Genomic DNA, 14,280 nt, shown 5'->3' on the forward strand with positions numbered 1-14,280 from the left:
AAAATTGAATTAGTCTTCTTTACGTTTTGTTGCAAGACCAGTTGCAGCAAGAGCAGTGCTCGTTGTTTCACCAGTAGCTGGTAAGACAGCTTTCTTAGCTTCCTCTTTTTTAGCAATTCCTTCAGTGACTGGTTTATTTTCTTCAACTTTTGATGCCAACAATGCTGTATCTTGTTTTTCAGATTGTTTTCTTGATGCGACTTGCTCACCTTGTTTGTCTGTTGACTTAGCTTCATCTTTGTAGACTACTGCATAGAGACTAAAGTGAGATACTTCAAAGGATACAAAAGTTCCATCAGGTGTTACGGTGAATTTCAAAGATTCAACCGCTGTCTTATCTCCTGTTGGTAAAACGTAATAAACTTTATCTACCACTCTATTTGGATCAATAGCAAGAGCTACCATTGCTGGACTATCAAGTAAGTGTATTTCGTTACTATCTTTATCTACAGGCGTGATGTCATAAAGCATGACATTTTTATCTGTAGATAGTTCGCTTGGTACAACCTTAAGGGCTTTATTTAATTTACTCGTGTAATCAACTACCTTGACATGAGATGCTTTCGTTGCATCTTGACCAAGCAAGGTAATTGTCACAGATTCAGAACGAAGCGCTTTTCTTTTATCATATTTTTAATGTCTTGAGTGTTGTGCTTAGAAGTATCATCCGACATTTTAGGGTCGCTGATTTGATCTTGTTTTTTATCCTCAGCTTTTTTATCAACATCCGTGCGAGGAGTGTTTTTCACATCAGGTTTAGCGGCATCCTCTTCAGCTTTTTTATCAACGTTCGTATCAGGATTTTCGTTCACATGAGGTGTAGCAGTATCTTCCTCAGCTTTTTTAGTCCCTTCAATGATGATTTCTGGGCTGATTGTTTTTGATGCTTCGTTGATTGTTGCTGTGAATGTTTTTGTTTCTTTTTTGTAAGACCAAGTAGCATCCAATTTTTTTCGTTTACATAAGTCTTAAAAGTATGCTCAGCTTCAAGAGCTGTCACGTCATCAAGTGTGATCATATCATTATCAGAACCGACTACCTTAAGTGTATAAGTATCCTTTGCTTCAACTTTTGGAGACTCTTTAATGATAGCCTTGAAGGCATGGTTGCCTTCGTCATATGACCAGATAGCTTCTACCTTTTTTGTTCACATGGTTTTTGAATTGGTGTTCAGCATCAGTAGCTGTTACATTATTTAATGTGCCAGCATCTAGCACAGAACCTTCTGCATCCATCAATTTGAATGAGTAAGTGCCTTTTGGCTCAACTTTTTGTTTTACAGTGGCCTTAAATGTTTGCGTATATTCATTGTATGACCAAGTCGCCTCTAAACTTTTTTGGTGACATAGCTCTTAAATTGGTGTTCAGCATCTGATAGTGTCTGATTTTCCACTTGGTATGCTTCCTTTAGAGAACCATCAGCCTCAACTAATTCGAATAAGTAAGTGTTTTTTGGCTCAGCTTTTGGTTGATCAGTAGCAGAGCCTTTTTTTCACTTTTAAGTTTGTTAAGAATTTGAGTTAATGCTTCTACCAATGAGTTTACATCACTAGCTGTTGAGGCCTGTACAGTGTTGCTGTTAGCTGTTTTAAGCGTTTGTAACAAGTTATTGAGATGAGCGAAAGTTTTTTGTGGTAGAAGAGTAGCAAGTTCTGGTAGATTTCTTCTGAGAAAATCTGTACTTGCTGCTTCTTGGATATCAAGCGCTAAATCTTCAAGCTTGTCCATTAAAGAAGTACCAGTTGACTCAGTTTGTATATCTGATTTTGGAGCATCAGGTATAGCGGAAGTAGAAATTTTAAATTTATCTGCAGTTTCTTTTGCTTGTTGAGTTAATTCATTATATCCATTTAGCAGGGCAGCATACTGAAGAATGTTTGCTGTAAAGGCATGTGGTTCGATTTCAGACACTTTTTGCTTGAGTTCCTCTAATTTAGATTTCAATTCTTTAAGTGTTGTTTCAGCTGTACCTTTTTCAGTTACAACAGGGTTAAGGAACTCCTTGTTAAACTGTTCAATTGTTCGGTTAACTATTTCCGTCGAAATAGTTGGATTAGCATCACGGTTTTCATCAATGTTATGTGAAGGATTAAATTTGAGCAACTCATCTTTCAAATCGTTATACTGTTGCGTATCCAACTCAAGTTTTATTTGAGCTTCTGGACTTAGTTGGCTAGCTGCAGCTCTTGCTTTCATTGCTTCGAAAGCCTCAGTGAGTTTTGCTAAGGCTACCCCTGCAGTTCCAGATTGTGAATCCTTTTCTGCATTTTCTGATTTTAAAGTGGCCAATCTTTCAGTCAAAACTTCCAACAAAGCCTTAGCGTTCTTAAGTGTATCTGGGTCATTAGCACGGCCATCAGTTCCGTCAAGTACTTTAATTAACTCCTCATATCGGCTGTTTAAATCAGGTGAAGAGGAGGATAATGGGCTGAAATTTCCAATGGCTCTTACCGTGTCGCTAAGTGATTTGGCTAATTCTTCAGCAGTTTCAGTTGGTGCATCTTTAGTAATTGAATCAATTTTAGTATCAGATTGTTCTGTTTGTGGTAGTGTAACATCCGAATCAGTAGGACTGCTCTTATGTGCTAGTAATTCTTGATACTTTTGAGTTAACTCGGTTTCTGATTTGGTAGCTTCCTCAAATACTCTTTCAGATGTAGCTTCTGATTGATTCTTTACTACTTTTGAGAGATCGTCCATTGTTGAAAAGAAGTTGTAGTTAAAATTAGTCGCTTCTTGTTCATCAATTGATTTAATATTCTGTAATAGACCTTCAAGTTTTGTGATTAGTTCTTGAGCTTTTTGAACGCTATCCGATTGTTTTTCAGGCAGTTCGGATGATGCAGCAGGAGTTGAGGCCGGAGCCAAACTCCCTGCTTGGGAAGCTGTGTTCACGTCAGCAGTAGGCTTGGTTTCTTGTTTAGTATACACCAAAGTCAATACATTATCTTGACCATCTAAGGGTAAAATTGGATTGTCAGCAATTTGTTTAAAGTTATAAGTTATGCCATCCTTCTCAAAAGTTTTAAAGCAATTGTCTGTTGCGATGTTTGTGAAATCAAAGTTTGTACCTTGCAAGTACCCTATAATACGGGAAAAATTTGTAGTCCCACTGGTATCATACTTTTCTACGCGCAATGATGTGCTCGGACTTCCGTCCAAGATGTACTTAACAGTCACGCCACTGTTTGTTTGCCTCTCTAATCATCTCTGGTTTGACACTTCCGAATCCATCTACTACCATACCCTCTTCTGGGAAGTTGTTGCCTTGGCCAATTTTTTCGAGTATATTTTTTAGGTTATTATATTTTGGTCGAGCTAAAGTAAATTTAGACTGATACTCTTGATTTTCTGGATTTTCAAGAGCTGCTTCTTGTAATGTATTGTATACAGCATCCAAATTTTTTAACAATTCTCCTGCTGTATCAGCATGTACTGTGTTCTGTCCAACAGTTGTTGCTAATAGAAATGCAGCAGCGACCGCAACTAGACCTACACTTGATTTGCGTAGGCAGTACTTTATAGTTTTTTCTTTTTTCATAGTGAAAATTCTCCTTTATAACATTGTTTGTACAATATATTAGATATTGTTCAGAAATTTTTTAAAAAATGATATAGACAATTGCAGCTTTTTTGTTGAAAACACTTTAAAATATTTTTAAGGTATTATCTCACGCTGGCTGAAAACTAATTTTTTTGGAAATCCTAAGTTGCCCAAAATTGCAAGAGTAATTGTAGAAGTTTCACTAAGTAGAAGATGGGATAACTTTTTAATCTTTTTTCACAATAAGGAACTTCGGCTTAAAAGAGTATCTACAACATATATTGAGCGTATCTAATAAAAAAAAATATATATCCAATGCTGTTATTCCCAATAGATTGAATTCATTTCTATACATGAAAGGGAAAAACACTTAGAAATCCATGTTCTAAGTGTTTTTGTTTTAATTAATTTAAGATTCCTAACATCCAATTTTCTAAGCCATAGTGCATTAAGAGCATTGTATCATCATGTACTTCATTGATATAAGTTTCTACACTGTCAGATGCTTTTGGTTTAGTGTTGTGAGTATCAGGGGGCGATACATTAGTGTCGAATGTTTCCGTTGCTTTAGGTTCAGCTTGAGGTGTGCTAGGCTCAACTTTTTTCTCGCCTTCAATTGCGATTTCTGGTACTGTCACTTTTGGTGTTTCTGTAAGAGTTGCTTCGAATACTCCGTTTTCGTATTTCCAAGTAGCATCCATTTTCTTGTCGTAAGCGTAGTTTTTGAAGAAACGTTCTGCTTCTGATACGGTTGAATCTTCTAGAGTAATGGTTTCATTTTCCCCACCGACTACCTTTAGAGTGTAAGTTGCAGTTTCTTCTACTTTAGGTTTTACGAATGCCATAAATGTTTGAGAGTCCTCAAAGTATTTCCAAGTGGCATTTACTTCCTTCTTGTGTAGATAAGTTCTGAAGGCACGTTCAGCATCAGTAAGGTTTTTGTCATTGATTTCATGATGTTCAAGGACATAACCTCCTTCGTCAACCAATTCGAATTTGTAGGTAACATTTTCTTCAACTGTTGGTGTAGTTTGCTTTTGTTTTTCTGAAGGAGTAGCAGATTGATCATCTGAATGACTCGGTGTTTGTTGAGGATCAACTGGAAGTGTAGTATCAGGAACTGTAGTTTCTAGTTTTGTGTCGCTTGATACTGTCTTCAATCCTCCGATAAAGACCTCTACATCAGAAACTAGCTCAGCAGGTGTTGTCATTTGTGAACCTTTTTCATCGCCTTTGCTACTTTTAAGTGACCAAAAGCATATTGCAGAAGTGTAGTTGTGGTGAATAAATTTTTTGCCTCTGTCTCCTTACCTGCCTGTACTTCAGGTGTTGTAGCTTGCGCAGAACCAGTAGTTGAAGAATCAGAATCTGTTTCTTTTTGTTCTTCTTGAGATGGAGCAGCCGCTTGAGAGTCAGTACTTTGCTCTACTGATGGTGATTTTTCAGCTGGTGTAGGTGCGGCTGGGGCTACTTTCTTACCTTCTTGTAATGAAATTTTTGCATTCTCAAGTTCTGCTTCTAAGAGAGATGTCAATTCTGATATTTCTTGAGCCAATTCAGGTAAAACAGTGTCATCCTTACTTTGATTTAGTTTTTCCAATACTTTAGTGAATTTAGTAAATTTTTCTGTACCTATAGTCTTTTTAAGGTCATTATGTTTTACTACATCATCTATTTCAGAAGCCAAAGATTCAATGATTGAAGCTAATTCAGAGCCTTTTTTAGCCACGGGCGCTTTCTCAGCTGGTGCTGGTACTGCAGCTTGGTCTACCTGATTTGCAGATTCGGCTGGTGCTGGCGCAGGGGATGATACTGATGGTTCTCCTTCCTCTGGTGCATCTGTCTTCTCCACCAAAGTGTCCTCTGGCGCATCTGACTCGTGTTTCGCATTTTCAGGACCGATTTTCAAAACATTACCTGCGACACTCGTTGAAGATTCAGCAGGTTCTGCTGTATGTTCTTCACTGGAACTAGGTATTGTGACTTTCAGTTTTTCAACTTCTTCACGTAGTGTTGGAAATTCTTTGTTAACACCTTTAATCAGTTGATCGAAAGCTCCTAACCATTCCGGTTTTAGTTCTGCCCTCTCAGCAAAACGCTCTAAGTTATTGTTTAGGTAGATATACGTCTCATGTATCTCTTGATATGGAGATGCAAATGTAAATGCGTTTCGATCTTCCTTTTCAACGATTTTTTAAGGTTATTTAACCGCTCTTTATATGTGTTCCAGGACCATCGATAGGCGTCAGAGCTCCAGCATGTGCCACGCTTCCTGTAGTGCTATTAAGGATAAATGCAGCAGCTACAGCTACCAAGCCGAATGCCGACTTGCGCAGGTAGTATTTCATAGTTTTTTCTTTTTTCATAGTGAAAATTCTCCTTGGGATATTATTTTATACAATATTAGTCGTATTGTTCAGAAGTGTTCTAACAAATGGTATAGACAAATGCAGTAGTTTTGTTAAATATTTTATCGTATTTTTTTAAAGTTTATAATTTGTTCACTTTATTAGGAGATAATTGCTAGGATTGACAGTATATTTTCGGCAGTCACAAGTACTTGATTTCTGCGGGATCATCTTGAAGTGTGCAGCTAGAAACTATTAAAAAACGGTTATAAATAAGTAGACAATTCTTTCGGTAGATTTTTTGTTATCACTTTTCTTTCATACAAATAAGAATAAAGGTAATCTATGTTATAATAGATTGGAAATTAGTTGAAAAATGTAGAAAGGGACGAGACAATGGCAATAAAATTGATGGCAACAGATATGGATGGGACTTTTCTGGATGCCCATCCCGAAATCCAATCGCTTGCTGATCAGATTATTGGTCATCATGATACTGGCTCAGTTATGAGTTATATGGAGGAAATTGTATGTCCATCAAACTAATCGCCCTCGATTTAGATGGGACGTTATTAAATGAAGAAAAGAAAATTTCAGCTGGCAATAAGGCAGCTCTAAAAAAAGCACACGATATGGGTGTGAAGATTGTCATCACCACAGGTCGTCCACTGGCAGCTATCGAAAATATCTTAGAAGAATTAGAGCTTGATAATGAGAAAGAGTATTCGTTGGCCTTCAATGGCGGTTTGGTGCAAAACAATGCTGGTCAAGTGCTGGATCAAATTGGTTTTACACTAGAAGATATTCGGGATATTCGCCAAGTAACCAAGGAATTGGGATTGCCGCTTGACGCTATTCATGGTGGGAATGCGTATTTATTGCCATCGGCACATGAGTCGCTCTATCCAACTTTGGGGCTGTTGACTTACATTCCTACACCTGATGAAGATTTGCCACAGGATACTATCTTCAACAAGGCAGTGTCCGCATGTGATGCAGAGTATCTGGATAGTCAAATCCCCAACATCCCAGCGGCATTTTACGACCGGTTTGAGATTTTTAAATCTCGTTCTATGCTCCTAGAATGGAGCCCTAAAGGTGTCCATAAAGCAAGTGGTCTAGCAAAATTGATCGAGCATTTGGGTCTAACTAGGGCAGAAGTCATGGCGTGTGGAGATGAAGAAAATGATTTGACAATGATTCAGTGGGCTGGGATTGGTGTTGCTATGGGAAATGCCTCAGAACACATCAAGTCAGTGGCTGATGTCGTAGCGCTTATGACCAACGACGAAGACGCAGTCGCTTGGGCGATTGAACAATACGTAGTAAGCGAGGATACAAATGGGATTATTTGATCGACTATTTGGCAGAAAACATGAAGAAGAAAAAGAACTTCCAATCTTAGAAGAATCGCTCGTTGAAGATGTAGAGGTGGAAGTGGATTTAGAAGAGGAAGCGCATCAAGATTCCGAAGAGGGGCCTGTTTTTGGTAAGAGTGTGGAGTCAATGGCAGAGCGTCCAGAAGGAGGTATGTTAGCAGACGAAGATAACTCTGCGCTTGTTCCTTTTACAGAAGCTCCGCTATTTCCCGAAGAAGAACCTGAACAATCGGATGAACAAATCCAACATTCAGTGGAAGAAGAGGCGGTAGATTCAGCTGTTGAGGAGAAAACGGACCTAGAAGCAGAGCAGACCTCGGCCCTGGTGGCCAAATATTATGCAGCCAAAGAAGCAGCTAGTGACGCCACTGTTTCAATGACTGAGAATCCAGCGCAAGACAGTCAGGTTCAAGTAGTTGAAGAAAGTCCTTCTGAAGAAACAGAAGCTGAAAAATACAGCCGAAGCCTCAAAAAGACTCGGACTGGATTTGGAGCGATGCTGAATGAGTTTTTCGCAAACTTCCGCACGGTAGATGAAGAATTTTTTGAAGAGCTGGAAGAAATGCTGATTTTATCAGATGTTGGTGTACGTGTGGCTTCAACCTTGACGGAGGATTTACGCTATGAGGCCAAATTGCAAAATGCTAAATCATCATCGGACTTGAAACGTGTAATTATTGAAAAGCTGGTCTCTATCTATGATAAAGATGGTCAATACCACGAAGAAGTTAAGGTGCAAAACGGCTTGACCGTTATGTTATTTGTCGGAGTCAATGGCGTTGGGAAGACGACCTCTATCGGGAAATTGGCTTACAAGTACAAGCGAGCTGGTAAAAAAGTCATGTTGGTTGCAGCAGATACTTTCCGTGCAGGCGCAGTAGCTCAGTTGGTAGAATGGGGACGACGTGTAGATGTTCCTGTGGTGACGGGACCTGAAAAATCAGATCCGGCTAGCGTTGTCTTTGATGGTATGGAACGAGCAGTGGCAGAAGGTGTGGATATTCTCATGATTGACACGGCTGGACGTTTGCAAAACAAAGATAATCTTATGGCGGAGCTAGAGAAAGTTGGTCGCATTATCAAACGCGTGGTGCCAGAAGCACCTCATGAAACCCTATTAGCGGTGGATGCATCAACTGGTCAGAACGCTCTTGTTCAAGCTAAGGAATTTTCAAAAATTACACCGCTGACAGGTTTGGTCTTGACCAAGATTGATGGGACAGCACGCGGTGGTGTTGTACTTGCTATCCGTGAAGAATTGGATATTCCGGTTAAATTTATTGGTTTTGGAGAAAAAATCGATGATATTGGACCATTTAAGTCTGAAGAATTCATGAAAGGCCTTCTAGAAGGCTTGCTATAAAAGTAAACGAAAACGGCTAGAATTCTCTAACCGTTTTTTTGTTTTTATTTGAGTAAGCCACGTTCACGATACCAGACATCTGGCGTCCAGAGCCATTCAGTCTTATACTCTTTCAGTAAATCAAATGCTGCCTGTGGTCCCATACTACCAGCTGAGTAGAGGTGAAGAGGGACTTGGTTTTCTTGCCAAATACGGACCACTTGATCGATGAAGGTCCAGCTGGCTTTAACTTCTTCCCAGTGACTAAAGTTGGTGGAATCACCATTTAAGACATCGAAGAAGAGTTTTTCATAGGCTTCTGGAGAATTGCCTAACGCCGCAGCATTGTGGCGGAAACTGAGTTTAGCAGGAATTAAGGCAAAGTTTGCCCCTGCTTCTTTACCATTGATAAAGAGCGAGAAGCCTTCTGTTGGCTGGATATAGATGGTCAAGACATTTTGCTCTGCATGCTGTCCGAAAATATCCTCTGCTTTTTTGAAGACGATGGTGACACGAGTCCCTTTTTCTGTCAAGCGTTTCCCTGTGCGGAAGAAGAAAGGAACATCGAGGAATCGATCGGTATCCACAAAGAAGACGCCGCTTGCAAAGGTTTCGGTTTGAGAATTTTCTGCAATGTTTGCTTCATCTAAATAGCCGACATAATCATTGCCATCAATGCTTCCAGCAGCGTACTGTCCACGAATGAAATGACGTTTAATTTCATCGTCGGTCTGCGTTTTCAGGCTTTGGAAGACCTTAATTTTTTCTGCTCGGACATCCACTTCGTTAAAACTCTTTGGTTTGTCCATAGCCAAAATAGACAGAACTTGTAGAGCATGGTTTTGAATCATGTCCTTTAGAGCACCGGAATTATCGTAGTATCCACCACGATCTTCGACACCGATGGACTCAGCGAAGCTAATTTGTACATTGTCAATGTGGTGACGATTCCAAACATGCTCAAAAATAATATTGGCAAAGCGTACTGCAAAGATATTTTGCACCATTTCTTTTCCAAGATAATGGTCGATACGGTAAATCTGATCTTCTTTGAAGGTTTCAGCTAATTCGGCATTGAGTATTTCAGCTGTCTTTAAGCTGGTCCCAAATGGTTTTTCGATAATGAGGCGTTCAAAACCTTTTCCATCAACGATTTCTTCCGATTTAAGGTGTTTGGCAATCGTTCCGAAAAATTCAGGTGCCATGGAAAGGAAGAAGACTTTATTATGGTCTGTTTGGTATTCTTTGCCCAATTTTTCCTGCAATTGACGTAAAGCAATATAATGTTCTGTATCGTTGACATCGTGACTTTGATAGTAAAAATGGCTAGCAAAGTCGTGTGCTTGGCGCGGGTTGTCTGGTAAATCCCCTAAGGATTCGATGACTGTTTGCTCAAAAAAATCCTTGGTCCACGGGCGACGCGCTGTTCCGATCACTGCAAAGTTTTCAGCGATATGTCCAGCCTTGTAGAGTCTAAAAAGAGATGGGTAGAGTTTGCGTTTTGCAAGATCTCCACTTGCTCCAAAAATGGTAAATAAGACGGGTGTTGCCATTTATGTTTCCAATCTTTCTGTTATCGTTTTTTAATGTTTTATTTGCTCTAAAAATAGTCTGAAACTAGTATAGCATAAACATTCAGAAAATTCACTTTGATATTTTCTATCTCTAGAAAACACGATAGACATAGGGATTGTCGGGTTCCTGTATCTCTTGATAATTCTTTAATTCAAGTGTAGGCAAAGTTTGCTTGAGTGACGCATGGTAATTCATTTTCAAGGTCCCGCTTGCTTTGACCCAAGTATTGTCAGCAAATGTTTGGCTGTTTCCAGTTGTCAAAAGACCGTAGACACCCGAGTCAGCAATACAATGGATAATTCCAAAGCGAAAGATAAATTGTTGGTTATTATGGTCAGGATCATTATAGACGAAGCCGGTCAATTCAATGTTTTTGCCGACAAATTCATCAGGATAGTCATAAATCACTTCCATGATAGCCATATAATTTTCAGTGGTAATCTGAATGGTATTTTGTTCCAGATAAGAATCTGCGACTTTACGCATTTTCTTTTGGTAGGCTGATTTGGTAAAGTAAGTCGAAGTATCAGGTTTTAAGTATTGGACTGTGGTCCCTTCTTGATCCTGAGTCTGGGCATCCGCTCCGTCGGCAAGTGGGAAATGGTAGCCCTTAGCGGCTACGGTTGTGGAATCAAGACTGACAGTTGGAAAGAGCCAGGCCACTCCAAGAGGGAATAAGAGCAGAGCAATGCTGGCAAACTTGGCAGATTTTTTGTGTAGATGGCTGTGCGTTTCGATTTGCTTCATCCAGACCACCAATTGGACCATGGCCAGAATGAAGGATAGAATCATGGACAAAAAAGCTAAATAGGAATAGTGCAGATTGATGTATTGGTCTAATTTTCCTGAGACATAGAGGTACATCGTCGTTTCAAAATAGCCTGCTAGAATCAAAAATCGAATCATCTATATACCTCCAATCACCAAGCAATAGTCTAAAATAACCACAGTAATCAAGACCATGAATTGTAGGATAAAGCGTGTGGTAAAGTAATTTTTCATCATCAGAAGATTTTTGACATCAATCATGGGACCAATGACTAAGAATGCCATGACGGGCGCAAACCCAAAACTGGATAGAAGAGAAGCCCCGATAAAAGCATCGGCTTCTGAGCAGAGTGATAGAAGAAATGCTAAGAGCATCATGACTAAGATAGCCGTCACAGGGCTATGTCCAATAGTCGTTAAAATCCGAGTTGGAATGTAGACCTGAACCAAGCTGGCAAAGAGACAGCCGAAGACCAAATAGCGCCCGGTATCAAAAAATTCATCAATAGAATGAATGAGGGCATGCCCCGCTTTTGCCAAACCTTTTAAACTATGTTCTGGATGATGATGGTGCTCTTCTGTTCTCACTACTTTTGCCTTTAGAATGGATTCTTGGGTGACAAAGCCTAGAAAAATTCCCAAAACGATGGCCACCAAGATGGAGCCAAAAGCACGTGTCAGTGCAAAGCGCATAGAATTTCCAAAGGCAGTATAGGTCGCAAAGAGTACGATAGGATTGATAACAGGAGCTGTCGCTAAGAAGGGGACAGCTGTGTAGGTAGGTACTTTTTTCTCCAAAAAACGGTGAACGATAGGGACAATTCCGCATTCACATGATGGAAAGAAAAATCCAATCAAGGAGCCAAACAGGATGCGAAGGAGTTTATTCTTGGGTAAAAATTGGTGCACCATATCAGGTGTAATATAGACCTCGATAAATCCCGATATGATGGAGCCAATCAAGACAAATGGCAGGGCTTCAATCATGATGGACAGAAAAATAGCGCCCGCTTGCAAGACAGAGGTTGGTAAATTCTGAAAAAAGCTCATAGTCTATTTACTTTCGACAGATTTTTCAGCAGGTTTTGCTGGTGTTTTATCGGCTGCTTTATCTGGGAAATCAATGGATTCTAGCTGATCAAAAGAAGCGAATTCTTCTAGCATTTTTTCTAAATCGTCTTGTCGTTTGAATGTAACAGCCATAAGGCACCTCCGAAAAATAATAGGATAGATAATAATTGTTTCCATTATACCTTTTATGAGAAAAAATTTCTGGGATTTAATCATAACTCTTTGGAATTTTCTGAGCAAAAGGCTACTTGATTTTAAAAGAAATACGATAAATCATGATATAATAGGACTATGAAAAACAGAATGATTGAATTGACAAATCTGCTGAATCAGTACGCTCGAGACTACTATGAATTGGACAATCCTAGTGTATCAGATGCAGAATACGATAAATTGTACCGTGAGCTGGTGGATTTAGAAGCAGCTCATCCAGATTTTGTCTTGCCAAATAGTCCGACTCATCGTGTCGGCGGAAAAATTCTGGCAGGTTTTGAAAAATATCAACATGAGTATCCCTTGTATAGTTTACAGGATGCTTTTTCACGCCAAGAATTAGACGCATTTGATCAGCGTGTTCGTAAGGAGTTTCCCCATGCAACTTACATCTGCGAATTGAAAATTGACGGTTTGTCTATTTCCCTGACTTATGAAAACGGTCGTCTGGTGGTCGGTGCCACGCGTGGTGATGGTCGTGTTGGCGAAAATATCACTGAAAATCTCAAGCGAGTGAAGGATATTCCTTTGACCTTGCCTGAAAATGTGAATATCACTGTCCGTGGTGAATGTTATATGCCACGTGCCTCTTTTGATCGTGTCAATCAAGAACGTCAGGAAAAAGGAGAGTCTGAGTTTGCTAATCCACGAAATGCTGCAGCAGGTACACTGCGTCAGCTGGATACAGGTGTTGTTGCCAAACGTGGACTAGCTACTTTCCTCTATCAAGTAGCCAGTCCGGTTGAGGATGACAGCCAAAGTCATATTTTGCAACATTTGGACCGAATGGGCTTTGTAACCAATCATGAATACATACTGGCAGACAGCATGAATCAGGTTTGGGACTTTATCCAAGATATTGCCCAGAAGCGTCAGGACTTGGCTTATGATATTGACGGTGTCGTCATCAAGGTCAATGATTTAGCTATTCAAGATGAGCTTGGTTTTACTGTAAAGGCACCTCGCTGGGCAGTTGCTTACAAATTTCCAGCAGAAGAAAAAGAAGCAGAGATTTTATCTGTAGACTGGACGGTTGGGCGTACAGGTGTGGTGACACCGACTGCCAATTTGACTCCTGTCCAACTGGCCGGCACGACTGTCAGTCGTGCCACCCTTCATAATGTGGATTACATCGCGGAAAAAGACATTCGTATTGGCGATACCGTTATCGTCTACAAGGCTGGTGATATTATTCCAGCGGTCTTACGGGTGGTTATGGAGAAGCGTAGCCATCAAGAAGTTATGCCAATCCCTCGTCTTTGTCCGAGTTGCCAAGAGGAGTTGCAGCATTTTGAAGACGAAGTGGCTCTGCGCTGTATCAATCCTCTTTGTCCATCTCAAATCATGAATCGGTTGGAGCATTTTGCTAGCCGAGATGCTATGAATATAGCGGGACTTGGTTCCTCGAATGTAGTAAAACTCTTTACTGCTGGGTTGGTTCACGATGTGGCAGACATTTACAAGCTCACGGAAGAGGATTTTCTCAATCTTGAGGGATTCAAGGAAAAATCCGCGCAAAAGCTTTTCCAAGCTATTCAAGCTTCCAAAGAAAATTCAGCGGAGCGACTCTTGTTTGGCTTAGGAATTCGCCATGTAGGTAGTAAGGCAAGTAAGTTGCTCATGGAAAAATTTGGCGATTTGCAGTCCTTAGCGAATGCAGATATAGATGCGATTGCCAGCATTGATGGCCTTGGACAGGTGATTGCTCAATCCATTGCTACCTATTTTAATAGTCCAGGAGCTCAGACGCTTTTGGAGGAACTAGAAGAAACAGGTGTCAATCTTGTCTATCTCGGTCAAGTGGCGGTAGAAGGAGCAGCGCTATCTGGCATGACGGTTGTTTTGACAGGTAAATTAGAGCGACTCAAACGCAGTGAGGCAAAAGCAAAATTAGAAAGTTTAGGAGCCAATGTTGCTGGTTCTGTTTCCAAAAAAACAAGCATCGTAGTAGCTGGCGCGTATGCTGGCAGTAAATTAGCCAAAGCGCAAGAATTAGGAATTGAGATTCGAGATGAAGCTTGGCTAGAAAATTTGTAAAGG

At 40.1% G+C, this 14,280-nt stretch carries 15 protein-coding genes; 4 read left to right on the forward strand and 11 right to left on the reverse strand.

Features of this window, described 5'->3' with window-relative positions; genetic code table 11:
* Positions 1 to 9 precede the first annotated feature (9 nt).
* From AEX56_RS01635 to AEX56_RS08125, 7 genes are all read right to left on the reverse strand, one after another.
* Positions 10 to 597: a hypothetical protein gene (locus AEX56_RS01635; RefSeq protein WP_049617648.1), complete on the reverse strand. Its 588-nt coding sequence runs from the start codon at positions 595 to 597 to the stop codon at positions 10 to 12.
* Positions 594 to 947 (reverse strand): hypothetical protein, encoded by a 354-nt coding sequence (locus AEX56_RS01640; protein WP_049617649.1) that lies wholly within the window; start codon positions 945 to 947, stop codon positions 594 to 596. The genes AEX56_RS01635 and AEX56_RS01640 overlap by 4 nt, the downstream gene beginning before the upstream one ends.
* A 481-nt stretch (positions 948 to 1,428) precedes the next feature.
* A complete protein-coding gene (locus tag AEX56_RS01645; protein ID WP_049617650.1) occupies positions 1,429 to 3,138 on the reverse strand; it encodes a hypothetical protein in 1,710 nt (569 codons plus the stop codon).
* Positions 3,139 to 3,169: 31 nt separating this feature from the next.
* Positions 3,170 to 3,541, reverse strand: a complete 372-nt coding sequence (locus tag AEX56_RS01650) for a YSIRK-type signal peptide-containing protein (RefSeq protein ID WP_049617651.1) — start codon at positions 3,539 to 3,541, stop codon at positions 3,170 to 3,172.
* Between the two features lie 407 nt (positions 3,542 to 3,948).
* Positions 3,949 to 4,755: a hypothetical protein gene (locus AEX56_RS01655; RefSeq protein ID WP_049617652.1), complete on the reverse strand. Its 807-nt coding sequence runs from the start codon at positions 4,753 to 4,755 to the stop codon at positions 3,949 to 3,951.
* Entirely contained in the window at positions 4,752 to 5,453 is a 702-nt protein-coding gene (locus AEX56_RS01660) for a hypothetical protein (RefSeq protein ID WP_049617653.1), read from the reverse strand. Before AEX56_RS01660 ends, AEX56_RS01655 begins: the two co-directional genes overlap by 4 nt.
* Before the next feature lie 295 nt (positions 5,454 to 5,748).
* On the reverse strand, positions 5,749 to 5,910 hold the full coding sequence (locus tag AEX56_RS08125; protein ID WP_082326143.1) for a YSIRK-type signal peptide-containing protein: 162 nt from the start codon (positions 5,908 to 5,910) through the stop codon (positions 5,749 to 5,751).
* A gap of 378 nt (positions 5,911 to 6,288) precedes the next feature.
* Between AEX56_RS08125 and AEX56_RS08680 the strand changes: the two genes are divergently transcribed.
* Genes AEX56_RS08680 through ftsY form a run of 3 tightly spaced genes read left to right on the forward strand, consistent with a single transcriptional unit; the run spans position 6,289 to position 8,634 of the window.
* Complete coding sequence (locus AEX56_RS08680; RefSeq protein ID WP_201776489.1) at positions 6,289 to 6,438, forward strand: hypothetical protein; 150 nt, start codon at positions 6,289 to 6,291, stop codon at positions 6,436 to 6,438.
* Positions 6,423 to 7,247, forward strand: coding sequence for a Cof-type HAD-IIB family hydrolase (locus AEX56_RS01665; protein WP_049617654.1), 825 nt, complete (start codon positions 6,423 to 6,425; stop codon positions 7,245 to 7,247). Before AEX56_RS08680 ends, AEX56_RS01665 begins: the two co-directional genes overlap by 16 nt.
* Entirely contained in the window at positions 7,234 to 8,634 is a 1,401-nt protein-coding gene (ftsY, locus tag AEX56_RS01670; protein WP_049617655.1) for a signal recognition particle-docking protein FtsY, read from the forward strand. Before AEX56_RS01665 ends, ftsY begins: the two co-directional genes overlap by 14 nt.
* Positions 8,635 to 8,678: 44 nt before the next feature.
* Here the strand turns inward: ftsY and zwf are convergent, their stop codons facing one another.
* From zwf to AEX56_RS08630, 4 genes are all read right to left on the reverse strand, one after another.
* Positions 8,679 to 10,166, reverse strand: coding sequence for a glucose-6-phosphate dehydrogenase (gene zwf, locus AEX56_RS01675; RefSeq protein ID WP_049617656.1), 1,488 nt, complete (start codon positions 10,164 to 10,166; stop codon positions 8,679 to 8,681).
* A 112-nt stretch (positions 10,167 to 10,278) separates the two neighbouring features.
* Positions 10,279 to 11,094, reverse strand: coding sequence for a TIGR03943 family putative permease subunit (locus AEX56_RS01680; protein ID WP_049617657.1), 816 nt, complete (start codon positions 11,092 to 11,094; stop codon positions 10,279 to 10,281).
* Positions 11,095 to 12,006 (reverse strand): permease, encoded by a 912-nt coding sequence (locus AEX56_RS01685; RefSeq protein WP_049617658.1) that lies wholly within the window; start codon positions 12,004 to 12,006, stop codon positions 11,095 to 11,097.
* Positions 12,007 to 12,009: 3 nt separating this feature from the next.
* Positions 12,010 to 12,159, reverse strand: coding sequence for an SPJ_0845 family protein (locus AEX56_RS08630; protein WP_165497248.1), 150 nt, complete (start codon positions 12,157 to 12,159; stop codon positions 12,010 to 12,012).
* A gap of 159 nt (positions 12,160 to 12,318) precedes the next feature.
* On the opposite strand from AEX56_RS08630, the gene ligA reads away from it, so the two are divergent.
* Positions 12,319 to 14,277, forward strand: coding sequence for an NAD-dependent DNA ligase LigA (gene ligA, locus AEX56_RS01690; protein WP_049617659.1), 1,959 nt, complete (start codon positions 12,319 to 12,321; stop codon positions 14,275 to 14,277).
* The last annotated feature ends 3 nt before the right edge of the window (positions 14,278 to 14,280 follow it).

The organism is Streptococcus sp. X13SY08, assembly GCF_001182825.2.
GTDB lineage: Bacteria > Bacillota > Bacilli > Lactobacillales > Streptococcaceae > Streptococcus.